We start from the raw sequence: 23,679 nt of genomic DNA, 5'->3' as shown, positions 1-23,679 counted from the left end.
AGTTTATAATCTTACTTCTATGTTATTATTCTTTAATTCTTGTTTTAAATCTTTTATTTCAATTTCAGAAAAATGAAAAACACTAGCTGCTAAAGCCGCATCTGCTTTTCCAATATGAAAAGCATCTACAAAATGCGCCATATTTCCAGCGCCACCAGAAGCGATTATAGGAATATTTAGTTCTGTAGAAAGTGTAGCCAATGCTTCGTTAGCAAAGCCATTTTTAGTTCCATCATTATTCATGGATGTAAAAAGTATTTCTCCGGCGCCACGATCTTCCGCTTCTTTAGCCCAAGAAAATAAATCTAATTCCGTAGGAATACTTCCCCCAGCAACATGCACAATCCAATTTCCATCTACCTGTTTTGCATCAATTGCAACGGTAATACATTGGTTTCCGAATTTGTTTGCCAATTCATTTATTAATTCTGGACGTTTAATTGCCGAAGAATTTATAGAAACCTTATCTGCTCCAGATTTTAAAAGTGCATCTACATCTTCAATAGAAGAAATTCCACCTCCAACGGTAAACGGAATATTCACTTGTTCAGCTACTTTTAGCACCAAATCAAGCATCGTTTTTCTACCTTCTAATGTTGCTGAAATGTCTAATAAAACCAACTCATCTGCACCAAGAAGCGCATACTTTTTAGCAAGCAAAACAGGATCTCCGGCATCTCGTAAACCAACAAAATTAATACCTTTTACGGTACGTCCGTTTTTAATATCCAAACAAGGAATGATTCTTTTTGCTAGCATTTTAGTAGATCGTTTCTAAATCGGTTAAACGTATATTTCCTTCGTATAAAGCTTTACCAATTATAACTGCCTCACACCCTATTTTTTCTAACAAGTTAATATCATCAATAGTAGTAACACCACCTGATGCTATTAGTTTAATAGTTTGATTATTAGCAGAACAGCTTTCAAGCATCTTTTTATACAGTTCTATAGAAGGACCTTCTAGCATACCATCTTTGGCAATATCTGTACAAATAACATATTGAATGTTCTTTTTCTGGTAGCCTTGAATAAAAGGAATCACTTCTAAATTGCTTTCTTCCATCCAGCCACTAATGGCTATTTTTTCATTTCTACAATCTGCACCAAGTATTATTTTTTGTGCTCCATATTTAGAAATCCAGTTGTCAAAAGTATTCGTGTCTTGCACAGCAATACTGCCGCCAGTAATTTGTTTTGCGCCAGAATTGAAAGCAATATGTAAATCCTCATCTGTTTTTAATCCACCTCCAAAATCAATTTTTAATTTGGTTTTAGAAGCTATTTGCTCTAATACTTTATAGTTTACAATGTGTTTCGCTTTTGCGCCATCCAAATCTACTAAATGTAAATATTGAATTCCTGCTGCTTCAAACTGTTTGGCAACCTCTAAAGGGTTTTCATTGTATATTTTTTTGGTGTTGTAATCGCCTTTAGTAAGTCGAACACATTTTCCGTCTATAATATCTATTGCTGGTATTATTCTCATATGCATTTTCCACAAAAGTGGAAATCTCTTTTTAATTAATATAAATACCTGTCCGGTTTTTAAACCTAACAGGATAAAACACATTAAAGTGCTATAAAATTCTTTAATAATTGTTCTCCTGCATCACTACTTTTTTCTGGGTGAAATTGCACACCATAAAAATTATCTTTTTGTAATGCGGAAGCATATACTACATCATAGTCTGTTGTTGCAATACTTTCTTTACAATTTTCTGCATAAAAACTATGTACAAGATACATATAGCTTTTATCATTTATGTTTTTAAACAAATCAGATTTTAAATTACGTATCGTATTCCAACCCATTTGTGGCACTTTTACACTAGAATTAAAACGTTTTACATCTACATCAAAAACCCCTAATCCTTTTGTGTTTCCTTCTTCAGTGGATTTACAAAGTAATTGCATGCCTAAACAAATTCCTAAAACAGGTTGTTTTAATGTCGGAATTAATACATCTAACTTACTTTCTTCAAGCATTTTCATGGCACTACTCGCTTCTCCTACTCCTGGAAAAATGATTTTATCTGCAGCTTTTATCTCTTCTGGATTATTCGATAGAACCGCATCAAATCCCAATCGGTTAAAAGCAAACTGAATGCTTTTGATATTTCCTGCTCCGTAATCTATAATAACTATTTTCATTATTTGGCTTTTGCTTTCGGCTTTTAGAAGTTAGTGAATAGCTAACATCTAAAGGCTAAAAGTTATTTTACAACATTCCTTTTGTAGATGGTAAAAACATTTTATTAGAATCGCGTTTTACTGCCATTTTCATCGCTTTCGCAAATGCTTTAAAAATACCTTCAATTTTATGGTGTTCGTTGGTTCCTTCCGCTTTAATATTTAAGTTACATTTAGCACCGTCTGTAAACGATTTAAACAAGTGGAAAAACATCTCGGTTGGCATATCTCCTATTTTTTCACGTTTAAAATCTGCTTCCCATTCTAACCAGTTTCTACCTCCAAAGTCAACAGCAACCTGTGCTAAACAGTCGTCCATTGGCAAACAAAAACCATAACGTTCTATTCCCAATTTATTACCTAATGCTTTATTAAATAATTCACCCAAAGCAATCATAGTATCTTCAATAGTATGGTGTTCATCTACATTTAAATCACCATCCACTTTAATAGTTAAATCCATTGCGCCATGCCGACCAATTTGATCTAACATATGATCGAAAAAGGATAAACCAGTATCGATATCGTTTTTACCAGAGCCATCTAAATTTAGCTTAATGTAAATTTTAGTTTCGTTTGTATTTCTAGTAATCTCTTGAACACGATCTTCCAATTTTAGAAACTCATATATTTCTTTCCAATCGGTACTTGTTAAAGCGATAGCATCTAAAATGTCTTGTTTGGAACTTTCTATTTCATCTGCTCCTAATTTCGGATTTTCGGACAAATAAATACCTTTAGCACCTAGGTTTTTAGCCAATTCCATATCTGTAATTCGGTCTCCTAACACAAAAGATTTTTCTAAATCATAATTTTCTTTATCCAAATATTTGGTTAGTAAACCCGTTCTTGGCTTACGAGTTTCGGCATTTTCATGTGAAAAAGTTCTATCGATACATATTTCAGAAAAAAGCACACCTTCCTTTTCAAAAGCAGTTATTACTTTGTTTTGCGCAGGCCAAAAGGTATCTTCTGGAAAAGAATCTGTCCCTAATCCGTCTTGATTGGTTACCATAACCAATTCATAATCCAATTCTGAAGCTATTTTAGCCATATATTGAAATACTTTTGGGTAGAATTCTAACTTCTCTAAACTATCTAATTGATAATCTACTGGTGGTTCTAATACCAATGTTCCGTCTCTATCTATAAATAATACTTTTTTCATCTTTAGTTTCCGCGAAAGCGGTAATCTTTTAATTAATATCCTTTAATGCGCTAATTAACTTCTCATTCTCTTCCTTCGTACCAACGGTAATACGAATACAATTTTCGACTTGTGTATTTCTATTTCTAATAATTACTTTTTTTTCTATTAAATATTGATACGTTTTATTAGCATTATCCACTTCTACCAACAAAAAATTGGCATCTGTAGGATATACTTTTTTCACAATAGAAAGCGCACTTAAGGCGTCTTTTAACTTTGTTCTTTCTAAAAGAATGGTATCAATATTTTGATGAACTTCCTCTACATTATTTAAGCTTTTTAAAACTGCATCTTGATTTAAAGTACTCACATTATAAGGTGGTTTTACACGATTATAAAGTTTAATAATAGCTTCATTTGCATAGGCAACTCCTACTCTAACACCTGCTAAACCCCAAGCTTTACTAAAGGTCTGACTAACAATTAGATTATTGTATTTGTCTATGTTTTTAATGAAGGATGCTTGCGAACTAAAATCGATATAGGCTTCATCAACAATTACTATACCGTTGAAATTTTCTAAAATATATTCTATATCCTCTGGATTAATACTATTTCCTGTTGGATTATTAGGAGAGCAAATAAAAATAATTTTCAGCTCTTCAAAATCTAAATACGGTTGTAATTGATTAAGGCTAATTTGAAAATCGTTAATTAGCGGTTGTTCTATAACTTCGATATTATTAATATTTGCAGACACATCGTACATTCCGTACGTTGGCGAAAAGGTTAATACCTTATCTTTTCCTGGTTCACAGAAAATACGAAACGCTAGATCAATAACTTCGTCACTACCATTACCAACAAAAATTTGATTTTCTTCTACCTTTTTGATGGTAGACAACTTTTGCTTAATCTCTTTTTGTTGCGGGTCTGGATACCTATTTAAGTCTCCAAACGGATTCTCGTTTGCATCTAAAAACACATCTGCAGTACCTTTAAATTCATCTCTTGCAGACGAATAGGCTTTTAATGCTTTTATGTTTTCCCTAACCAGGTTATTTATATTCAAACTATTTTTCATTTCTTTATTCTTAGTCGATTCTTCGCTTCGCGCTGCATGACGATACTATTTTTTTAAATCTTTTAATCGGATAGAAACTGCATTTTTATGTGCTTGTAAACCTTCGGCTTCTGCCATTAACTCGATGGTGTTTCCAATATTTAGCAATCCTTTTTCACTAATTTTTTGAAAGGTGATACTCTTTAAAAAGCTATCTAAATTCACACCGGAATACGCTTTACTAAATCCGTTAGTAGGTAAAGTATGGTTGGTTCCGGAAGCATAATCTCCTGCGCTTTCTGGTGTGTAATTACCTATAAAAACAGAACCTGCATTGGCAATATTATCGATGAAAAAATCGTTATTTCTAGTTGCAATAATAAGGTGCTCTGCTGCATATTCATTAACAAAATCTAATGCTTCATCTGCATTTTCAATTAAAATCGCTTTTGCATTTTGTAATGCTTGGGTAGCAATTTCTTTTCTTGGTAACTCTAGCAATTGTTTTTCTATTTCATTGGAAACATTTGAAATAAAATCTTTAGCATCCGAAACTAAAATTACTTGGCTATCTGCGCCATGTTCTGCTTGACTTAACAAATCGGAAGCCACATAAGCGGCATTTGCCGATGCATCTGCCATTACTAACAATTCACTTGGTCCTGCAGGCATATCAATTGCTATACCATGCTTTGTTGCCAATTGTTTTGCAACGGTTACGTATTGATTTCCTGGTCCGAAAATCTTAGAAACTTTAGGAATACTTTCAGTTCCAAAAGTTAAACCAGCAATGGCTTGAATACCTCCTACTTTACATATTTTAGTAACACCACAAAGTTGTGCTGCGTATAAAATTTCATTTGCAATCTTACCTTCTTTATTTGGAGGTGTACATAAAACAATTTCTTTACAACCTGCTATTTGGGCAGGAACTGCTAACATTAAAACGGTTGAAAACAAAGGCGCTGTTCCGCCAGGAATGTATAATCCTATTTTTTGAATCGCACGCTTTTCTTGCCAACAAAGCACACCATTGGTAGTTTCTACTTCTACTTTATTGGTTTTTTGAGCTGCATGAAATTTTTCAATATTTGCTTTTGCTTTACCAATGGCTACCTTTAAATTATCAGACACTTTAATAGCTGCTTCTTTAATTTCTAAAGCAGAAACCTGCATAGTATCTAGTACCACATTATCAAATTTCTCGGTGTATTTTGCAATAACCTTATCGCCTTCTTGAGATATTTCGGTAAATATTTTAGTAACTGTAGCCTCTATATCGCTAACCTTTTGCGTTGGTCTTTCTATAATAGCTTGCCAATCTTGCTTACTAGGATTTTCAATTGTTTTCATTTCTATTTATCTTAAAGTCTTTGTATTAACCAGTAATTAAATCACCATGTTTTCAATTGGGCAAACTAAAATACCTTCGGCTCCATTTTCTTTCAGCTCATCAATTACTTCCCAAAATTCATTTTTATTAATTACTGAGTGAATGGAACTCCAACCTGTTCGTGCTAGTGGTAAAACGGATGGACTATTCATTCCTGGAAGGATATTAATGATTTCTTTTATCTTATCATTGGGTGCATTAAGCAACACATATTTGTTTTGTCTTCCTTTTAAAACCGATTGTAATCGAAACTGAATCTTATTTAAAATGCTTTTATTTTCCTCTGAAATTTTAGGAGAAACAGCAAGAACTGCTTCCGATTTTAGTAGCACTTCTACTTCTTTCAAACCGTTTTTAAACAACGTACTTCCGCTAGAAACAATATCTACAATAGCATCGGCTAAGCCAATATTTGGTGCTATTTCTACAGAACCATTAATGATATGCAATTGTGCATCTACATTATTTTTCTTTAAAAATTGATTAACAGTATTTGGATAAGAGGTTGCAATGCGTTTTCCTTGTAAATCTTGAATCGATTTGTAAGATGCTGATTTTGGTATGGCTATAGACACTTTACAAGTAGAAAACCCTAGTTTTTCTACAACAGGAATACCTTCTCCTTTTTCAATAAGTACATTTTCTCCAATGATTGCAGCATCTACAATACCATCTTTTAGGTATTGTGGAATATCTCCATTTCTTAAATAAAATACTTCTAATGGGAAATTTCTAGCAGAAGCTTTTAATTGATCTTTTCCATTATCAATAGAAACACCAATGTCTTTAAGGAGTTTAAGAGAATCTTCGTTAAGTCTTCCTGATTTTTGAATTGCAATTTTTAATTTACTCATTTTAATTTTTAATGTGTTTGAGTAAATCTATAGGTATAAAAAAAACCGTTTGAGATGCTCAAACGGTTTTTAAAATATGTTGGTTTTATTCAATACACTTTTAGCTCGCTTGATTGCCAGTAGTAAAATGATGATGATGTGATTGAATAAAGTTCATTTCTGTTTTTATATATGCAAATATTGTAAAAATTAGTTTTTATATCCTAATTTATTGAAAATAAAATTTCATTTTTATGAAATTCTTAAAAATAAATATATAATTTATTGATTTCCTAATATAATAGGCATTCCAGAATCTCCAGAACCAATAATAATTACTTTACTGTTAGGTGATTCCGACAACTTAACCGTTGCTTCAATACCTTTATCTTGTAAAATTTTGTCTGTTAATGATGCACTTAAAATACGGTTTGACTCTGCTTTACCTTTCGCATCAATAATTACTTTCTCTGCTTCTTTTGAAGCTGTAACTAGTCTAAACTCATATTCTAAAGACTCTTGTTCTTGCTTTAGTTTACGTTCAATAGCATCTTTAATAGTTGCTGGTAATTTTACATCCTCTACTAAAACTCTTTTTACTGTTAAAAACTGTCCGTCTAAAAGCGTTGTTACTTCTTCTAAAATTTCTTGTTCAATAACATCTCTTTTACTAGAATATAATTGTTCTGGCGTATATCTACCAACAACACTTCTTGCTGCAGCATTAATTGCAGGATCTAATAATTCTCTTTCGTAATCTGCTCCTTTGGTTTTAATTAATTTTCCAAGGTTAGAAAATTCTGGTTCGTACCATATAGTTCCGAATACCTTTACTTCTAATCCATTAACGGAAAGCACATTCATTTCATCGGAAACCGATTGCTGACGTACCGTTTGCACTAACATATCATTCCAAGGTGCAACAATATGAAAACCTTCACCATACGTGTGTTCGGTATTAATACCATCTCCAAAACGTTCAAATAAAACACCACCTTCTCCTGGACCAATCGTCACTGCGGATTTAGAAATTAAAATGATTAAGAACACAAGTCCGACTATAAAAGGCACTGCAATTTTAGGTAATTTATCCATGTTTATTATTTATATTAATCCGTTATATTTTCTTAAAAACCACTCGATAGCTAAACTTAATATTAGCAAGACTAGTAAGTATTTGAAATCGATTAAAGGTACAACATTTTTACTGCTTTTCTGTATAGTTGCAAAGCGTTCGTCCTTTAATAAATCATTAATCAGTGTATTTGTATTCGCAATAAAATAACTACTTCCATTTGTATAAGTAGCAACTTGCTGTAGCTTTGTTACATTAGCATTTAAAAATTGTTGTTCTATATTATATTCTAGTATTTGAAAGGATCCTGATTTTGAAATGTTTTCGTTTGTTGCTTTTACCGTAAAATCATAACCTCCTGCAGGTAAATTACTTAAATCTACTTGGTAATTATTTCCTTTTAAAATTAAAGGAAAAGTATTGGTTTCCAATGTAGTTTTATTTTTAACCGTAATTTTTAGTGTTTCCTTTACGTCAAACTCATAGTTTTTATTGAAGAATTGTGCTTTAACAATAACATTGGTATTGCCTTGGTAAAAAGATTCGTAATCCACATTCAATCTACTTCTCCGTGTATTGGAAGCCAAGTACTGTACCAACTTACCAATGAAGTTATCGAAATTATTAAAAGACTTTGTATTTAAATAGCTTTGCGCTCTCCATTTCCAAATATTCTCACCAAAAAGTACCGCTTCTCTCCTGCTACTAGTTTCAAAAGTTACTAGCAACGGGTTTTGTGTTTCTACACTTCCAACTTTTTTGTTTAAAATGGTTTCTACTGGAATGGAAAAAGTAGCATTACCAAAAGATGATTTTAAGGGCGGAAAAGATTCAAAATCTAAATCGTCAACAATAAAGGTATTATAGTTTGTATTAAGACTTGCTTGATAATCTTCGGTCTGATTGGTAATGTCTAGTTTGAAATCGGAAGTCATTTTATTCACAAAAGCATAGTCCGTTTTAGTACCTAAAATCAGAAATTTATTCGCGTTACTTTTCTTTAAACTTTCAAAAATAGGCTTAAACCTATTGTTTGGCTGGTATAATATAACTAATTGAAAATTATCTTTTTGTGATAAATATTTATTTGGAGTGATAATAGAAACTTCACGTTGCTCATTACTTTCAATGCTCTTTTTAAAAGCACCCAAATCCGGATGCATAAAATCGCTAATTATAGCAACATTTGTTTTCTGATCTATAACTTCTACGGCAAAGTTTTTGTAATTATTAATCGTGTTTTTTTCACTTTCTATAGGAAGAATTTGTGCTTTATACGCTTGTACTCCTACTCGATTTGCAGGCAAGGTGAAGTTTAAAATTTTCGAATTGTTGGTAGCACTGAAACTTACGTTTTCGGAATATACTGTAACATTACCGGAAGTAACCACAAATCTTGATTTTACAATATTGTTCCCATTATAAGTTACAATGGCTTCTACAGGAAACTTATTTTTTAAAAAAGCATACTTGTTTACATTAAGCTGCTGTAATTTTAGATCTGTGTAGGTAATAGTATCTCCAAGAATAACAGGAAATATGGGCTGTTTTACTTTTTCAGCAGAAAAAACATAGTCGCTACCATAAGTTTGGTTTCCGTCTGTTACTAAAAGGATTGGGGAAGTTGTATTTTTATAAATCTGTGAGAAATCACTAAAAGCCTTATCAATATTGGTCTGTTTGTCTAAAAAAGTTAAAGAATCGGATGTTTCTATATAGTTTCCAAAGGTGAAAAAGTCCAGATTGAATTTTTCGGATAACTCTTTATTATTCTTAATGGAAGCTACTAATTGAAGTACATTTTCTTTCTGATTTAAATGCGTTACTGAACTTGAATTATCTACAGCAACCACTAAATTAGGTTTTTCGGTATAGTAGCTAATTTTTTCAAATTTAGGATTGATAAGCAACAATAGAAGTGAAAAAATAGATATAAACCTTAAAAATGCAAAAAGAACACTTTTAGATGTTCTGTTCTTCTTTTTTAAACTATACTGAAATAGCGCTAGTGATAGCGCTATGATTCCAGCAAGTATGATGTAAAAAATGGTTTGTGTCGTCAATTATTCTTTTACTTTTAAAATATCAAAAGAGTTTAGAAAGCGATTAATACTATCATTATTATCCTTATCTGTTAAGCAAATAACTTGAGTTATGAACATTTTATTTTCTATTAAAAACGTTTTCATATAAATAGAACCTATCTCAATATCTATTTTAACACTTCGACCAGGAAAACCATTAAGCTTAATTTTGTTATCAAAAACTAATTTTCCCTTTATATTAGATACAGCACCTTCTATAGCTCCATCTAAGACATTGTTATTATATGCTTCATCTGCATCTTCAAAATGAGATTTGGGATAATCAGTCCTAATTACGCCATATAATTGATTCTCATCACCTTCATCTGCAGGAGGAGTATAATTTAGCATATACATTTTAAGCATTCCTATCTCCGATTCTACATCTTGTACCGTTCTTGTAGGTTCTGCGGGAAATTTAGCAATAAAAGCTAAATCTTCCGATTTATAATCTATCCAATCTTGTGCATTTACATTTACGGTTGCTACTATAAATAGCGTGATTACAAATAATACTTTTTTCATGAACAGTTTGGTTTTTCAGATTGGTTAGCAATATTAAGTTAGCATTCCGCCATCTACGTTAATGGTTTGTCCTGTAACGTAAGCAGACATGTCGCTTGCTAGAAAAACACAAACGTTAGCAATATCTTCAGGCGTACCACCACGTTTTAAAGGAATAGCATTTCGCCAACCTTTAACCGTTTCTTCGTCTAGTTTTGCTGTCATTTCTGTTTCAATAAAACCAGGAGCAATCACATTACTTCTAATATTTCTAGAACCAAGTTCTAAGGCTACCGATTTAGAGAACCCTATAATTCCTGCTTTAGAAGCAGCATAGTTGGTTTGTCCTGCATTACCTTTTACACCAACAACAGAACTCATATTAATGATCGATCCTTTACGTTGTTTAAGCATAGTACGTTGTACGGCTTTGGTCATGTTGAAAACCGACTTTAAATTTACCTCAATAACTTTATCAAAATCTTCTTCGCTCATACGCATTAAAAGATTGTCTTTGGTTATTCCTGCATTATTGATTAGTATATCTATACTTCCAAATTCGGCAACAACATCTTCAGCTAATTTTTGAGATTGATTAAAATCTGCAGCATTACTTTGATATCCTTTAGCCTTAACTCCTAAAGCTGTTAATTCTTTTTCTAGTTCGTTAGCAGCTTCGACAGAAGAGCTATATGTAAATGCTACATTAGCACCTTGTTGCGCAAATACTTGAGCGATTCCTTTTCCTATTCCTCTACTTGCTCCAGTAATAATGGCTGTTTTTCCTTCTAATAATTTCATATATAGTAACTACTATTAATTAGATTCCTGTAATTTCAGGAATGACGATTTTTATTTAAACTTTAATAATTTTATTAAAGTCTCTTTATTCTATTCAAATATAATAAATACAAATTGCATCAAATAAAAAAACCTCACAAAATAATGTGAGGTTTTTAACATATATATGATTGTGCTTAGCCTAAAACTTCAGCAACTTTTTTACCAATCTCAGCTGGTGAATCCACAACGTGAATACCACATTCTCTCATGATTTTCTTTTTTGCTTGTGCAGTATCATCACTACCACCAACAATTGCTCCAGCATGTCCCATTGTACGTCCAGCAGGTGCAGTTTCTCCTGCGATAAAACCAATTACTGGTTTCTTGCTTCCACTAGCTTTATACCAATTAGCAGCATCTGCTTCTAATTGTCCACCAATTTCACCAATCATTACAACTGCTTCTGTTTCTGGATCGTTAATTAATAACTCTACAGCTTCTTTAGTTGTAGTTCCAATAATAGGATCTCCACCAATACCAATTGCTGTTGTAATACCTAAACCTTGTTTTACAACTTGGTCTGCAGCTTCATAAGTTAATGTACCTGATTTAGATACAATACCTACTTTACCTTTTTTGAAAACGAAACCTGGCATAATACCAACTTTTGCTTCGCCTGGAGTAATAACTCCTGGACAGTTAGGTCCAATTAATCTACAATCTCTATCTTTAATATAAGCAGCAGTCTTAATCATATCTGCAACTGGAATTCCTTCAGTAATAGTAATAATTACTTTAATTCCTGCATCTGCAGCTTCCATAATAGCATCCGCAGCAAAAGCTGGTGGTACAAAAATAATGGTTGTGTCTGCTCCTACTTTTTCTACAGCTTCTGAAACTGTATTAAAAACTGGTCTATCTAAATGTGTTTGACCACCTTTACCAGGAGTAACTCCACCAACAACATTTGTTCCGTATTCAATCATTTGTCCAGCGTGAAAAGTACCTTCACTACCAGTAAATCCTTGAACTATTATTTTTGAATCTTTATTTACTAAAACGCTCATTTTTGTTTAGATTAAAATTGTTTAATATATAATTAGAACTCCTGTACTAAAATTTAGAATTCTAAGTACAAAAGTAAGTTTTTGAAAAGAATTTATAAAGTGATTTGTGTTTTTATTTCTTAAAAAGAATTTAAACTTTCAGAGCTACTATCTGCTAGCTGACTCATTTGAAATCCTTTGATAATTTTATCGCCTTTCACTTCCCAAATAGTTGAAAAATGCGCTAAAGGCATCTCCTCGTTTGGGTTTTCGACGGTTGTAAAAAACGAAGTGTAACGTATGGTCACCATGTTTCCCTCGGCTAATAAATGACTAGTTTCAAAACGTAGTGTATCGTACATTTTTCTAACTTCTTCAAAAACTAATTTTAAAGCATCAAAGTCTAAAACGTTAAACCCTTTGCTACTATGCCAACTTAGACTGCAATCTTTATAAAAACAAAGATCTACAGCTTCTGAATTATTTGCTAAATCTGAATTGTAAAATTTTTGAACAACTTCTTTAGGTGACATCTATTTATTTTTTAATTGTTGAACAATTTCAGGAATTTTCTTGATATAAGCTAATTCTTTTAATTTAACTCTAGCTTCTTCTACTGGAGTTCCAAAATAAGACTTACCACCAGCTACAGATTTAGTAACACCTGTTTGACCAAGAATTATTGCTTTTTCTCCAATGGTAATACCACTATTAGTACCAACTTGTCCCCAAATGGTAACTTCATCTTCAATAATACAACAACCAGCAATTCCGGTTTGTGAAGCAATTAAACACTTTTTACCAATAATAGTATCGTGTCCAACTTGAATTTGATTGTCTAATTTAGAACCTTCACCAATAGTTGTATCTCCTGTAACTCCTTTATCAATAGTACAAAGTGCACCAATATCTACATTATCTTTAATTACTACTCTACCTCCAGAAATTAACGGATCAAATCCTTCTGGTCGTTTTTTATAATAAAATGCAGAAGCACCTAAAATGGTTCCTGCATGAATGGTAACATTATTTCCAATTACCGTATCATCATAAATACTTACGTTAGAATGAATAATGCAATTATCACCGATAGTTACATTGTTTCCAATAAAACAGTTGGGTTGAATTATAGTATTTACACCAATTTTTGCGGAAGAAGCAATTGCTACATTAGAAGCTATAAAAGGTTTAAAATGCTGCGTTATTTTATTAAAATCTCTAAAAGGATCATCACTTACAAGTAATGCTTTTCCTTTAGGGCAATCTACTTCTTTGTTGATTAACACAATAGTTGCAGCAGACATTAATGCTTTATCGTAGTATTTTGGATGATCTACAAATACAACATCTCCACTTTCAACTACATGAATTTCATTAATACCTAAAACTTGAAAATTAGCATCTCCAACGTATTTACAATCAATTAAGTCTGCAATGTGTTTAAGGGTATGAGGTTTTGGGAATTTCATATATTCAGTTTACAGTTTTCAGTCCCAGTTTTCAGTCTTGCCAACTGCATACTGAGACTGTACACTGAATTTTTATTCTTTTACACGTTCTTTATACGTACCTTTTTCTGTTTCTACTTTTATCTTGTCTCCTTCGTTTATAAATAAAGGCACATTCACCGTTGCTCCTGTTTCCATAGTTGCAGGTTTTGTAGCATTAGTTGCTGTATTTCCTTTAATTCCAGGCTCTGTAGCTGTAACTTCAAGTATAACACTTGCAGGTAGATCTACAGAAAGAGGCATGTTGTCTTCTGTATTAATAAGAACAGTTACAATTTCTCCTTCTTTCATTAATTCTGGTTTATCTAAAGCAGCTTCTAATAAACGAATTTGCGTATAATCTGCTTCGTTCATGAAGTGATAAAACTCACCATCGTTATATAAATATTGAAATTTATGTGTTTCTACTCGTACATCTTCTAATTTATGCCCGGCAGAAAAGGTATTATCTAATACTTTCCCACTGGTTACACTTTTCATTTTGGTTCTTACAAAGGCAGGACCTTTACCCGGTTTCACGTGTAAAAATTCAATGATTTTATAAATATCATTGTTATATTTTAAACAAAGTCCGTTTCTAATATCTGAAGTTGTTGCCATAGTATTATAGTATTTCCCACGAAAGTGAGTATATTTTTAATTAATAAATTTTAATTTGATTTGAAGTATCCTTTCATAATACCACGATGCGAATTCTTAATAAATTGCAGAATTTCATCACGTTCATGCGTTGCTTCCATTTCTGCTTCAATTAAATCTGCAGCCTGTGTATTGTTATAATTTTTCTGATATAACATTCTGTATATATCTTGTATTTCTCTAATTTTTTCAGTTGTAAAACCTCTTCTTCTTAATCCTACAGAATTAATTCCGACATAAGATAAAGGTTCTCGACCAGCTTTCACAAAAGGAGGAACATCTTTTCTTACTAGAGATCCACCAGTTACAAAAGCATGATTACCAATAGAACAAAATTGGTGTACTGCAGTCATTCCTGCTAGTACCACATAATCACCAACAGTAATATGTCCCGCTAATGTACTGTTATTAGAAAAAATACAATTATTACCAACCACACAATCATGTGCTATATGGCAATATGCCATTATTAAACAATTATCTCCAATTACGGTTTTCATTTTATCTGTAGTACCGCGATTAATGGTTACACATTCTCTAATGGTAACATTATCTCCAATAACGGTTAATGTATCTTCGTCTTTATATTTTAAATCTTGAGGAACACCAGAAATTACTGCTCCTGGAAAAATATTGCAATTCTTACCTATTCTGGCACCTTCCATGATAGTAACATTACTACCAATCCAGGTTCCTTCTCCAATTATTACATTATTATGAATGGTTGTAAAAGGATCTATAACAACATTCTTAGCGATTTTTGCTCCAGGATGTACGTAAGCTAATGGTTGATTCATTTTTTAATATTATTTTTTTAATCGGGAAAAATGTGTTCGCAATTTAGTGTTTTTCTACACAAACAAAATCGAGATATTGCTCGAATCATCTGTATGTTTTATTATTTTACTTTAGATATTTGTGCCATCAATTCTGCTTCAGCGCATAATTTTCCGTTTGCATAAGCATAACCTTGCATGTGACAAATACCTCTTCTAATAGGTGTTATTAAATCGCACTTAAAAATAAGTGTATCTCCAGGAACCACTTTCTTTTTAAATTTCACTTTATCAATTTTCATGAAAAAAGTTAGATAATTTTCAGGATCTGGAACGGTACTTAATACTAAAATACCTCCTGTTTGTGCCATTGCTTCAACAATTAAAACACCTGGCATTACTGGAGCTCCAGGAAAATGACCTTTAAAAAACTCTTCGTTCATGGTGACATTTTTCATACCAAGCACATGAGAGTCACTTAATTCGAAAATTTTGTCAATTAATAAAAATGGTTGTCTATGTGGCAACATATCCATTATTTGATTGACATCCATTAATGGTTCTTGGTTTAAATCAACATCAGGAACGTAATTACGTTTTTCATGTTTTATAATTTTAGAAAGCTTTTTGGCAAATTGTGTATTTATAAAATGCCCTGGTTTATTTGCTATAATTTTTCCTCTAATTCTTGTTCCAACTAAAGCTAAATCACCAATAACATCTAACAACTTATGTCTTGCAGCTTCGTTTGGATGATGCAACGTAAGATTATCTAAAATGCCATTCGTTTTAACGGCAATGCTTTCTTTATTAAAAGCAACTTTAAGTTTTTCCATCGTTTCTGGAGACAATTCTTTATCTACATAAACTATGGCATTGTTTAAATCTCCACCTTTAATTAATCCATGCTCTAAAAGCATTTCTATTTCATGTAAAAAACTAAAAGTTCTAGCGTTAGCGATTTGATCTTTAAAGTCTGATATATGATTAAGCGTAGCATTTTGTGTACCTAAAACTTTAGTACCAAAATCTACCATGGTAGTCACTTGATATTCTTTGGAAGGCATTACAAGAATTTCGCTACCAGATTCTTCATCGGTATAGGTAATAACATCTGTTACTACATATTCTTGTCTTGTAGCTTCTTGTTCTACAATTCCTGCTTTTTCTAAAGACTCAATAAAGAATTTTGAAGAACCATCCATAATTGGTGGCTCTGAAGCATCTAATTCGATTAGCACGTTATCGATATCTAAACCAACCAATGCAGCAAGTACATGCTCGCAAGTTTGTATGGTTACGCCGTTTTTCTCCATGCATGTACCACGTTGCGTGTTTGTAACGTAGTTAGCATCTGCATCAATTACTGGTTCTCCTTCTAAATCGACACGTTTAAACTTAAATCCAGAATTCTCTATAGCTGGCTTAAATGTCAACTTTACATTTTCTCCTGTATGTAAGCCAACTCCATTTAATGACGTTTCGCTTTTTATAGTCTTTTGCTTAATTTGAGTATTAACTATTGCCATCTAATTTTTTTTCTAGTTTATTTATAGTTTTAACTATTGCTGGTAAGTTTTTAAAATGCACATAGGATTTTACATAGTTTCCATAATCTATAGCAGGTGATCCATACAGTTTTTCGCCATCTTTTACACGATGACCAATTCCTGTTTGCGCTTGTACTTTTACATTATCACCTATGGTTAAATGCCCTGCGATACCTACTTGTCCGCCAATCATGCAATATTTTCCAATTTTTGTAGAACCCGCAACACCTGTTTGCGCTGCAATTACAGTGTTTTCATCGATTTCTACATTATGTGCAATTTGTATTTGATTATCTAGCTTAACCCCTTTTCTAATAATCGTTGAACCAAGAGTTGCTCTATCTATTGTAGTTGCAGAACCAATATCTACATTATCTTCAATGATAACATTTCCTATTTGTGGTACTTTTTGAAATTCCCCGTTTTCGTCTGGTGCAAATCCAAAGCCATCTGCTCCTAATATGGCACCACTATTAATGACACAATTCTTTCCTACTTGGGTTTCAGAATATAACTTTGCTCCTGCAAAAATGATAGTATTATCACCAACAGTAACATTATCTCCAATATATGCTTGCGGATAAATTTTTACGTTATCGCCAAGTTTCACATTTTCTCCTAAATAAGAGAAAGCGCCTAAATATACGTTTACTCCATAAGTAGCGGTATCTGAAACAAAACTTGGGTTTTCAATTCCTACTTTATTATTTTTTACTTCGTTGTAATATTCCAGCAACTTTGAAAAAGATTTATATGCATCTTCCACTTTAATTAAAGTCGTTTTAATAACATTTTCTGGTTCGAAAGTTTTATTAACTATGGTTATAGATGCCTTAGTAGAATATATATATGGTTTATATTTAGGGTTAGCAAGAAACGTAAGCGATCCTTCTGTTCCTTCCTCTATTTTTGATAGTTTAGAAACTTCAACATCTGGATTACCAACAATGTCTCCTTCTAAAATCCCTGCAATTTGTTGCGCTGTGAATTTCAAACTTTTTTGTTTAGTTTTTTGTAATTCTAGCAAAAATAGGAAAAATGTGCTAAAGTTTTTGCTTTGGATAGCATATATAATATTTAGTGACTGGTTTTGAGAGCGCTTTTAAGTTTAATTGGTCGGAAGCTTTTACTATATCTTCAATCTTTCCGTTTTTATATAAAATATTAATTTTTTGCTTCTTTTGTTGGTATGCTTGGTTTGATATCTCTCCAGTGAACACAAAATAAGCTGCTTCTGCCTCTGTTATGTTGTGGGTATCTATCAGTTTTTGTGTATATTCTTTTAAAATTTCGGGTTTGATTTTTTTCTTTTTCAACTTCACCTTTAATAAATCCCTATTAATGATCATTTCGCATAAATTGCGCAACACAAAATCCTCATGAAATTGCCAAGCTTTCATTGCAGAAACAATATCATAATCATCTAACATAGCAAAGGTGTCTAATGTTTCTTTATTAAAATCATTTAAAGAAATCTCATTTTCTAAAAAGTATTGTAAAGGTTTACTAGCATCTAATTTCTCACCCTTAAAGGTTAATTCTTTTGCTCTTTTTAAAACTCTAATTAATAATTGCTCTGCAGCTAAACTTGTTTTGTGTAAATATACTTGCCAATACATTAAACGTCTCGCTACTAAAAATTTTTCGATACTATATATCCCCTTACTTTCTACTACAAGCGCATCGTCAACAACATTAAGCATCGTAATCAAGCGTTCACTATTTATATTACCTTCTGCAACCCCTGTATAAAAACTATCTCGCTTTAAATAATCTGCTCTATCCATATCTATTTGACTAGATATTAGCTGACACATGAACTTTCTGGGATATTCTCCTTTAAATATATTAATGGCTAAAGTTAAACTTCCGTTAAACTCTTTATTTAAAGTTTCCATGAAAAGTAGCGAAATTTCCTCATGAGATACATTATTTACAATACTATGTTCCATGGCATGAGAGAATGGACCATGACCAATATCGTGCAATAAAATAGCAATAAGCAACGCATTTTCTTCTTCGGTAGATATTTCAACCCCTTTAAAACGAAGCACTTGAACTGCCTTTTGCATTAAATGCATGCAACCAATAGCGTGCTGAAAACGAGTATGATGAGCTCCAGGATACACCAAATAAGACATGCCCATTTGTGTAATTCTACGTAGCCTCTGAAAATATTTATGTTCAATTAAATCGAAGATTAACGAATTCGGTATAGTAATAAATCCGTAAATTGGGTCGTTTAATATTTTGAGTTTGTTTTTAGTATGCAAGCTTTAATTTTTTACAATTTTATAAACAAATATACATGAACAATATAAATATTCTTTGGGTTGACGACGAAATCGATTTATTAAAACCTCATATTATCTTTTTAGAACAAAAAAACTACAAGGTAACGACATGCAAAAGTGGTACAGAAGCACTTGAAATTTTAGACGATACTAATTTTGATATTGTTTTTTTAGACGAAAACATGCCTGGACTTACGGGGTTAGAGACTTTAAATGAAATTAAAGAAAAAAGAGATACGCTTCCTGTGGTAATGATTACCAAAAGTGAGGAGGAATATATCATGGAAGAAGCTATTGGAAATAAAATAGCAGATTACTTAATTAAACCAGTAAATCCGAACCAGATATTATTAAGTTTAAAAAAGAATTTAGATCATTCTAGGTTAATTTCTGAAAAAACAACCTCTAACTACCAACAAGAGTTTAGAAAAATTGCTATGGATTTATCTATGGTAAATACTTTTGAAGAATGGGCCGCTTTATACCAAAAACTGGTTTATTGGGAAATTCAACTAGAAGATATTGAAGACATAGGAATGTTTGAAATTCTAGAATCGCAAAAAAACGAAGCCAATACGCAGTTTGGAAAGTTTATAGATAAAAATTATCCGACTTGGTTTGAAGCAAATACAGATGCACCTATTATGTCGCATACTTTATTTAAAGAAAAAATTGCTCCAGAAATAAGTAAAGAGCAACCAACTCTTTTAGTAGTAATTGATAATTTACGTTTAGACCAATGGAAATCTTTTGAACCTATTGTAAACAATTATTACAAAAAAGAAAAAGAATTACCTTTCTACAGCATTTTACCAACAGCAACGCAATATGCTCGAAATGCCATATTTTCTGGGTTAATGCCAAGTGATATGGAAAAGCTATATCCTAATTATTGGAAAAATGATACAGATGAAGGCGGTAAGAACTTACACGAAGCAGATTTTTTAAGAGAACAATTAAAACGCTTAGGCTTATCTCACCTTAAGCACGAATATTATAAGATTACCAATTTAAAGAATGGTAAAAAACTGGTAGATAATTTTAAAGGACTTAAAGATAATGACCTTACTGTTGTGGTATATAATTTTGTAGATATGCTTTCACACTCTAAAACAGAAATGGATGTGGTGAAAGAGTTAGCATCTAACGATAAAGCATATAGATCATTAACCCAAAGTTGGTTTAAAAACTCTCCTTTATTAGAGATGATACAACAAGCACAACAAATGGGCTTTAAATTAATATTAACTACAGATCATGGTACTATTAACGTAAAAAATCCTTCACGAGTTGTTGGAGATAGAGACACTAGTTTAAATTTAAGGTATAAAACTGGTAGAAGTTTAACGTATGAAGACAAAGATGTTTTAGTTGCGAAAGATCCAAAAAGCATTCTTTTACCTTCTCTTTCTATGAGTAGTACATTTATCTTTGCAAAAAGTGATTTGTTTTTTGCGTACCCTAATAACTATAACCATTATGTTAGTTATTTTAGAAATACGTACCAACACGGAGGTGTTTCTTTGGAAGAAATGATCATTCCCTTTGTGGTTTTAAACCCAAAGTAACGATAGACGTAAAGCGTTAAACACCGATGAAATGCATAAAAATTAGATTTTATTGTATTATTTATGTATTATTGTATTATTAATTTAAGATAGATTTGGAATTAAATTACACCATCAATGATCTAGACAAGGTTGTTAGCACACTATTAAGTAATAGTGATAGTAAAATTATTTTATTTCATGGTACCATGGGAGTTGGAAAAACAACACTCATTAAAGCTTTAGTAAAAGCCATTGGTAGCACTGATGAAGTGCAAAGTCCGACCTATTCTTTAGTTAACGAGTATCAAGCAAATTTATCTCGTATTTTTCATTTTGATTTATACCGAGTAAATGAGATTGATGAACTTTATAATTTTGGCTTTGAAGAATATTTACAAGAAAACCATTGGGTTTTTATAGAATGGCCAGAATTAGCAATAGAATTTATTCCTAAAAATGCAACAAATGTATTTCTAGAAATAAATGAAAACGAAAGCAGAAAGATTACCATAAATTAACCTGAATTTAAAAACAAAACATGAGAAAGTAAGTAAAATCCTACATGATTTTTACAACAAAGACAATTTTTACGGTATAACCGTAAGAGAAAAAGTAAAAAATCATACTTTTAACATAATTTTAACATTTTACCCAAAATAGAAAAGTTGTGTTTATATAATTTCGAGGTATTAATTAACTAATCCCTTATAATTATGAAAACTAAAAAGTATTTAATGGCAATCGCTATTTTTGGAGGAGTATTGTTTACAGCTCAAGCATCAAATCTTTTAAATATCGATGGAACATCCACAACAAAAATTGAAAAGAAAAAATTTAGAGTTCCTACTGGAGGATAACAAAAGTAACAAATCATTAATAATTGGTAGTATTATTGCTACTTTTATAGCACTATCACCATATTTATTTTATTTGTATGAAAGTGTTCCACAAGAACAAGTGTGGAACACTTTTTTATTTACTTATGACAGTAAATCATGGGGAGACGCAAACCTATCCATGTGGATTTTAACAGGAAAAACCATCCCTTTACTTTTTCTACTTATTTGGTTTTTCACTTGTAGGCATTGGTGGTACCACGCCTTGTTAGTACCAATTATAATGTATATTTACCAAATCATAATATTATTAAATGATGATTTAATTTATTTTGATGAATTTCAATTGATCTATTTAGTTCCTGTAATGGCTATAATAATTCCTTCTATTTATTTGATTAGAGCTAAAATGTTTGACAAATTAAATACTGCAAATAAAACATTAGAAGAATTAGAAGAAGAATTTACAGTAAGACCTAAAACCCTTTGGGGAAAAGTAAGACAGTATTTTTAAATTTTATTTATTCAATGTACTTAATTAGTATAAAACCAAAATACTTATAGTCAAAGACTTGAAGTGTTTTATTACTTGGTTTAGATAATACTAACCTCCTATTCTATACTTTATTTTGAAGTATGGGCTTTCTATATTTAACATCACCCGTCTTACATTTATATCTTTATTTGTATATTTATAGAATATTTTCTTCAATAAAAAATATACTATAAGAGAAATGAGTAAAACAATTCATAGAATAATGCTGGTTATTAAGCATTTAGGTATTAGTGCAAGACAATTTGATATTTCTATTGGCACTGCTAATGGTTATATTCTGCGTATGCAAAAAAATAATGCATCTGTTGGTAGTGATGTTATTGAGCGAATTGTAGAGTTATATCCACAAATAAATTTAGTTTGGCTAATTACTGGACAAGGGGATATGTTGCTAGAAAATTCTAAAAAAGAAACTAGTAAAACGAACCATGAGATCGAGCAATATATAAACGAAAGGTTGAGTGAAAAATGGAGTGCTGAAAAAAAACAGCTCTTAGATGAAATTTTAAAGGAACTTAAAAGTATTGACAAAAAATAAAAGTTATTCCTTTTGCTTACCTAATGTATAATCATCTCGTAATTTAATCAACTGAATTAAATACTCTTTTTTATCCAAATTCCCTTTTTGCTTTCTTAATGTGATTAGCTTTTTTTTAAACTCTTTATAATCTTCCTTTTTATACGTTGAAACCTGTTTCATTAGCAAATTAATTTCTTCATCAATTTGTTTATTAAGACTTAAAGATGTTGCGTAGTAGTTTGTTTTATTTGAAATATAAAAAACAAAGATTAAAAAGAATAAAGCTACAATTCCAACTACTAAATAATTCACATCAACATTCACTCTATCATACAAGACTTTAATTGAATTATTAATGTATAGAATAATTGGTATTAATAAAGTATATCTCCACAAATACTTACAAGTAATAAACCATATACTAAATAAGCTTACTAATAATATTTGACAAAAGAAACTCCAAAAAAAAGCGGTTATATCTTCAAAGTATCCAGCATCAATATTAAAACCTAAAATAGTTATATTACTTTTTTCTGGAATTAAGGCATAAGTAAAAAATAAAATTGGAATAAACACAATTAAAAACACTATAACTAAATCTCTTTTAAAATTTACAGTTTTATTAATCATCTTTAATATTTAAGAATTCTTTTTTCAAGTTAACTAACGACTGCAAATAATCCTTTTTACTTAACTCTTTTTTGTTGTTTTTAATCTTAAAAAAATGATTTTTAACAACATCTAATTTCTCTTTTTTTAATAAATATTCTTTATTTATTAAATCATCTATTTCTTCATCAACATCTGTTAAAAGTATTTCAGAATTAGAATAATATTTAACTTTAATCAAAAAATAAATCAAAAATAATACGACCGGAAATATAATTGGAAGGCTTTTATAAAACTCCCAAACATCAACACTATATATATCGGGATTAATAATACTTATTATTTTATTAATTTCAATTACCAACGGAACCAAAATGGCATTTCTCCACCAGTGTTTATTTGTTATAAACCAAATAGATAAACTAATAATCAACATCAACTTAGTATTTAATAACCAAAAATAAACTCTAACATTACCAAAACCATTTGAATCTAAAACAAACCAACCAGTATCCCATACCGTAGTATCTGGAGCAAGTTTATATATATAAAACAAAAACGGCAAAGCCAAAATCACCAAAGCAATAACTACATCTTTGGTTTTTAGTTCTTTTATATTTTTTAAAAGGTTTTTCATATCTACATATAATAATACAAAAAATAGAGGAAATTTTCTACATAAATCTTTTAATTTTTAATTTTTATATAAATTAAAAT

Annotated in this window: 26 protein-coding genes; 5 read left to right on the top strand and 21 right to left on the bottom strand. The window is 31.1% G+C overall.

Annotated elements, in window-relative coordinates; all coding sequences use genetic code 11:
• Window positions 1–3: 3 nt before the first annotated feature.
• The 19 genes from hisF to FG167_RS13455 all read right to left on the bottom strand — a co-directional run bounded on the left by hisF (window position 4) and on the right by FG167_RS13455 (window position 18,870).
• A complete protein-coding gene (gene hisF, locus FG167_RS13545; protein WP_203458769.1) occupies window positions 4–759 on the bottom strand; it encodes an imidazole glycerol phosphate synthase subunit HisF in 756 nt (251 codons plus the stop codon).
• A 1-nt stretch (window position 760) separates the two neighbouring features.
• Window positions 761–1,489 carry a 1-(5-phosphoribosyl)-5-[(5-phosphoribosylamino)methylideneamino]imidazole-4-carboxamide isomerase gene (gene hisA, locus FG167_RS13540; RefSeq protein WP_203458768.1) on the bottom strand — a complete coding sequence of 243 codons (729 nt, stop codon included), beginning with the start codon at window positions 1,487–1,489 and terminating at the stop codon, window positions 761–763.
• 83 nt (window positions 1,490–1,572) lie between these two features.
• Window positions 1,573–2,154: an imidazole glycerol phosphate synthase subunit HisH gene (gene hisH, locus FG167_RS13535; RefSeq protein ID WP_203458767.1), complete on the bottom strand. Its 582-nt coding sequence runs from the start codon at window positions 2,152–2,154 to the stop codon at window positions 1,573–1,575.
• A 67-nt stretch (window positions 2,155–2,221) separates the two neighbouring features.
• On the bottom strand, window positions 2,222–3,361 hold the full coding sequence (hisB, locus tag FG167_RS13530) for a bifunctional histidinol-phosphatase/imidazoleglycerol-phosphate dehydratase HisB (RefSeq protein WP_203458766.1): 1,140 nt from the start codon (window positions 3,359–3,361) through the stop codon (window positions 2,222–2,224).
• Between the two features lie 28 nt (window positions 3,362–3,389).
• Complete coding sequence (gene hisC / locus FG167_RS13525) at window positions 3,390–4,427, bottom strand: histidinol-phosphate transaminase (RefSeq protein ID WP_203458765.1); 1,038 nt, start codon at window positions 4,425–4,427, stop codon at window positions 3,390–3,392.
• Between the two features lie 45 nt (window positions 4,428–4,472).
• Complete coding sequence (gene hisD, locus FG167_RS13520) at window positions 4,473–5,759, bottom strand: histidinol dehydrogenase (RefSeq protein WP_203458764.1); 1,287 nt, start codon at window positions 5,757–5,759, stop codon at window positions 4,473–4,475.
• A 36-nt stretch (window positions 5,760–5,795) separates the two neighbouring features.
• Window positions 5,796–6,653 (bottom strand): ATP phosphoribosyltransferase, encoded by an 858-nt coding sequence (hisG, locus tag FG167_RS13515; protein ID WP_203458763.1) that lies wholly within the window; start codon window positions 6,651–6,653, stop codon window positions 5,796–5,798.
• A 261-nt stretch (window positions 6,654–6,914) separates the two neighbouring features.
• A complete protein-coding gene (locus FG167_RS13510) occupies window positions 6,915–7,727 on the bottom strand; it encodes a prohibitin family protein (RefSeq protein ID WP_055444768.1) in 813 nt (270 codons plus the stop codon).
• Between the two features lie 9 nt (window positions 7,728–7,736).
• On the bottom strand, window positions 7,737–9,770 hold the full coding sequence (locus tag FG167_RS13505; protein WP_203458762.1) for a VWA domain-containing protein: 2,034 nt from the start codon (window positions 9,768–9,770) through the stop codon (window positions 7,737–7,739).
• Window positions 9,771–10,316, bottom strand: coding sequence for a hypothetical protein (locus FG167_RS13500; protein WP_203458761.1), 546 nt, complete (start codon window positions 10,314–10,316; stop codon window positions 9,771–9,773).
• Window positions 10,317–10,349: 33 nt separating this feature from the next.
• Complete coding sequence (fabG, locus tag FG167_RS13495) at window positions 10,350–11,096, bottom strand: 3-oxoacyl-[acyl-carrier-protein] reductase (RefSeq protein ID WP_203458760.1); 747 nt, start codon at window positions 11,094–11,096, stop codon at window positions 10,350–10,352.
• Between the two features lie 176 nt (window positions 11,097–11,272).
• On the bottom strand, window positions 11,273–12,145 hold the full coding sequence (gene sucD, locus FG167_RS13490) for a succinate--CoA ligase subunit alpha (protein ID WP_203458759.1): 873 nt from the start codon (window positions 12,143–12,145) through the stop codon (window positions 11,273–11,275).
• 119 nt (window positions 12,146–12,264) lie between these two features.
• Window positions 12,265–12,657 carry a nuclear transport factor 2 family protein gene (locus FG167_RS13485; protein ID WP_203458758.1) on the bottom strand — a complete coding sequence of 131 codons (393 nt, stop codon included), beginning with the start codon at window positions 12,655–12,657 and terminating at the stop codon, window positions 12,265–12,267.
• On the bottom strand, window positions 12,658–13,593 hold the full coding sequence (locus tag FG167_RS13480; RefSeq protein ID WP_203458757.1) for a UDP-3-O-(3-hydroxymyristoyl)glucosamine N-acyltransferase: 936 nt from the start codon (window positions 13,591–13,593) through the stop codon (window positions 12,658–12,660).
• Window positions 13,594–13,665: 72 nt separating this feature from the next.
• Window positions 13,666–14,232, bottom strand: a complete 567-nt coding sequence (gene efp, locus FG167_RS13475) for an elongation factor P (protein WP_055444762.1) — start codon at window positions 14,230–14,232, stop codon at window positions 13,666–13,668.
• 50 nt (window positions 14,233–14,282) lie between these two features.
• Window positions 14,283–15,068: an acyl-ACP--UDP-N-acetylglucosamine O-acyltransferase gene (gene lpxA, locus FG167_RS13470; protein WP_055444761.1), complete on the bottom strand. Its 786-nt coding sequence runs from the start codon at window positions 15,066–15,068 to the stop codon at window positions 14,283–14,285.
• Between the two features lie 101 nt (window positions 15,069–15,169).
• Window positions 15,170–16,576, bottom strand: coding sequence for a bifunctional UDP-3-O-[3-hydroxymyristoyl] N-acetylglucosamine deacetylase/3-hydroxyacyl-ACP dehydratase (locus tag FG167_RS13465; protein WP_203458756.1), 1,407 nt, complete (start codon window positions 16,574–16,576; stop codon window positions 15,170–15,172).
• Complete coding sequence (gene lpxD / locus FG167_RS13460) at window positions 16,563–17,591, bottom strand: UDP-3-O-(3-hydroxymyristoyl)glucosamine N-acyltransferase (RefSeq protein ID WP_203458755.1); 1,029 nt, start codon at window positions 17,589–17,591, stop codon at window positions 16,563–16,565. The genes FG167_RS13465 and lpxD overlap by 14 nt, the downstream gene beginning before the upstream one ends.
• A gap of 49 nt (window positions 17,592–17,640) precedes the next feature.
• A complete protein-coding gene (locus tag FG167_RS13455; protein WP_203458754.1) occupies window positions 17,641–18,870 on the bottom strand; it encodes an HD domain-containing protein in 1,230 nt (409 codons plus the stop codon).
• Window positions 18,871–18,905: 35 nt separating this feature from the next.
• On the opposite strand from FG167_RS13455, the gene FG167_RS13450 reads away from it, so the two are divergent.
• The 5 genes from FG167_RS13450 (at window position 18,906) to FG167_RS13430 (ending at window position 22,371) form a co-directional block, all read left to right on the top strand.
• The gene (locus FG167_RS13450) at window positions 18,906–20,459 is read left to right on the top strand and encodes a PglZ domain-containing protein (RefSeq protein ID WP_203458753.1); all 1,554 of its coding nucleotides are present in this window, start codon (window positions 18,906–18,908) and stop codon (window positions 20,457–20,459) included.
• Window positions 20,460–20,554: 95 nt separating this feature from the next.
• Window positions 20,555–20,959, top strand: coding sequence for a tRNA (adenosine(37)-N6)-threonylcarbamoyltransferase complex ATPase subunit type 1 TsaE (gene tsaE / locus FG167_RS13445; RefSeq protein WP_203458752.1), 405 nt, complete (start codon window positions 20,555–20,557; stop codon window positions 20,957–20,959).
• 195 nt (window positions 20,960–21,154) lie between these two features.
• Entirely contained in the window at window positions 21,155–21,298 is a 144-nt protein-coding gene (locus FG167_RS13440; protein WP_203458751.1) for a hypothetical protein, read from the top strand.
• Window positions 21,261–21,791 carry a hypothetical protein gene (locus FG167_RS13435; RefSeq protein ID WP_239004394.1) on the top strand — a complete coding sequence of 177 codons (531 nt, stop codon included), beginning with the start codon at window positions 21,261–21,263 and terminating at the stop codon, window positions 21,789–21,791. The genes FG167_RS13440 and FG167_RS13435 overlap by 38 nt, the downstream gene beginning before the upstream one ends.
• 220 nt (window positions 21,792–22,011) lie before the next feature.
• Window positions 22,012–22,371, top strand: coding sequence for a hypothetical protein (locus tag FG167_RS13430; protein ID WP_203458750.1), 360 nt, complete (start codon window positions 22,012–22,014; stop codon window positions 22,369–22,371).
• A gap of 3 nt (window positions 22,372–22,374) precedes the next feature.
• On the opposite strand, the gene FG167_RS13425 is transcribed toward FG167_RS13430, so the two are convergent.
• Complete coding sequence (locus FG167_RS13425; RefSeq protein ID WP_203458749.1) at window positions 22,375–22,983, bottom strand: hypothetical protein; 609 nt, start codon at window positions 22,981–22,983, stop codon at window positions 22,375–22,377.
• Entirely contained in the window at window positions 22,976–23,599 is a 624-nt protein-coding gene (locus FG167_RS13420) for a hypothetical protein (RefSeq protein ID WP_203458748.1), read from the bottom strand. The genes FG167_RS13425 and FG167_RS13420 overlap by 8 nt, the downstream gene beginning before the upstream one ends.
• Between the last annotated feature and the right edge of the window lie 80 nt (window positions 23,600–23,679).

This window comes from Lacinutrix sp. WUR7, from assembly GCF_016864015.1.
GTDB lineage: Bacteria > Bacteroidota > Bacteroidia > Flavobacteriales > Flavobacteriaceae > Oceanihabitans.
Note: the sequence above shows the minus strand (reverse complement) of the source record. Positions and strands in the feature narration are given on the sequence as shown.

Excerpts from the sequence above, each read along its gene's own strand:
- hisA (WP_203458768.1), bottom strand. The coding sequence starts at position 1,489 with ATGAGAATAATACCAGCAATAGATATTATAGACGGAAAATGTGTTCGA.
- FG167_RS13425 (WP_203458749.1), bottom strand. The coding sequence starts at position 22,983 with ATGATTAATAAAACTGTAAATTTTAAAAGAGATTTAGTTATAGTGTTT.
- fabG (WP_203458760.1), bottom strand. The coding sequence starts at position 11,096 with ATGAAATTATTAGAAGGAAAAACAGCCATTATTACTGGAGCAAGTAGA.
- FG167_RS13465 (WP_203458756.1), bottom strand. The coding sequence starts at position 16,576 with ATGGCAATAGTTAATACTCAAATTAAGCAAAAGACTATAAAAAGCGAA.
- FG167_RS13480 (WP_203458757.1), bottom strand. The coding sequence starts at position 13,593 with ATGAAATTCCCAAAACCTCATACCCTTAAACACATTGCAGACTTAATT.
- hisF (WP_203458769.1), bottom strand. The coding sequence starts at position 759 with ATGCTAGCAAAAAGAATCATTCCTTGTTTGGATATTAAAAACGGACGT.
- FG167_RS13440 (WP_203458751.1), top strand. The coding sequence starts at position 21,155 with ATGAAAACTAAAAAGTATTTAATGGCAATCGCTATTTTTGGAGGAGTA.
- FG167_RS13485 (WP_203458758.1), bottom strand. The coding sequence starts at position 12,657 with ATGTCACCTAAAGAAGTTGTTCAAAAATTTTACAATTCAGATTTAGCA.
- hisC (WP_203458765.1), bottom strand. The coding sequence starts at position 4,427 with ATGAAAAATAGTTTGAATATAAATAACCTGGTTAGGGAAAACATAAAA.
- lpxA (WP_055444761.1), bottom strand. The coding sequence starts at position 15,068 with ATGAATCAACCATTAGCTTACGTACATCCTGGAGCAAAAATCGCTAAG.
- FG167_RS13420 (WP_203458748.1), bottom strand. The coding sequence starts at position 23,599 with ATGAAAAACCTTTTAAAAAATATAAAAGAACTAAAAACCAAAGATGTA.
- FG167_RS13450 (WP_203458753.1), top strand. The coding sequence starts at position 18,906 with ATGAACAATATAAATATTCTTTGGGTTGACGACGAAATCGATTTATTA.
- hisD (WP_203458764.1), bottom strand. The coding sequence starts at position 5,759 with ATGAAAACAATTGAAAATCCTAGTAAGCAAGATTGGCAAGCTATTATA.
- hisG (WP_203458763.1), bottom strand. The coding sequence starts at position 6,653 with ATGAGTAAATTAAAAATTGCAATTCAAAAATCAGGAAGACTTAACGAA.
- hisH (WP_203458767.1), bottom strand. The coding sequence starts at position 2,154 with ATGAAAATAGTTATTATAGATTACGGAGCAGGAAATATCAAAAGCATT.
- FG167_RS13500 (WP_203458761.1), bottom strand. The coding sequence starts at position 10,316 with ATGAAAAAAGTATTATTTGTAATCACGCTATTTATAGTAGCAACCGTA.
- sucD (WP_203458759.1), bottom strand. The coding sequence starts at position 12,145 with ATGAGCGTTTTAGTAAATAAAGATTCAAAAATAATAGTTCAAGGATTT.
- hisB (WP_203458766.1), bottom strand. The coding sequence starts at position 3,361 with ATGAAAAAAGTATTATTTATAGATAGAGACGGAACATTGGTATTAGAA.
- FG167_RS13510 (WP_055444768.1), bottom strand. The coding sequence starts at position 7,727 with ATGGATAAATTACCTAAAATTGCAGTGCCTTTTATAGTCGGACTTGTG.
- efp (WP_055444762.1), bottom strand. The coding sequence starts at position 14,232 with ATGGCAACAACTTCAGATATTAGAAACGGACTTTGTTTAAAATATAAC.
- FG167_RS13430 (WP_203458750.1), top strand. The coding sequence starts at position 22,012 with ATGAGTAAAACAATTCATAGAATAATGCTGGTTATTAAGCATTTAGGT.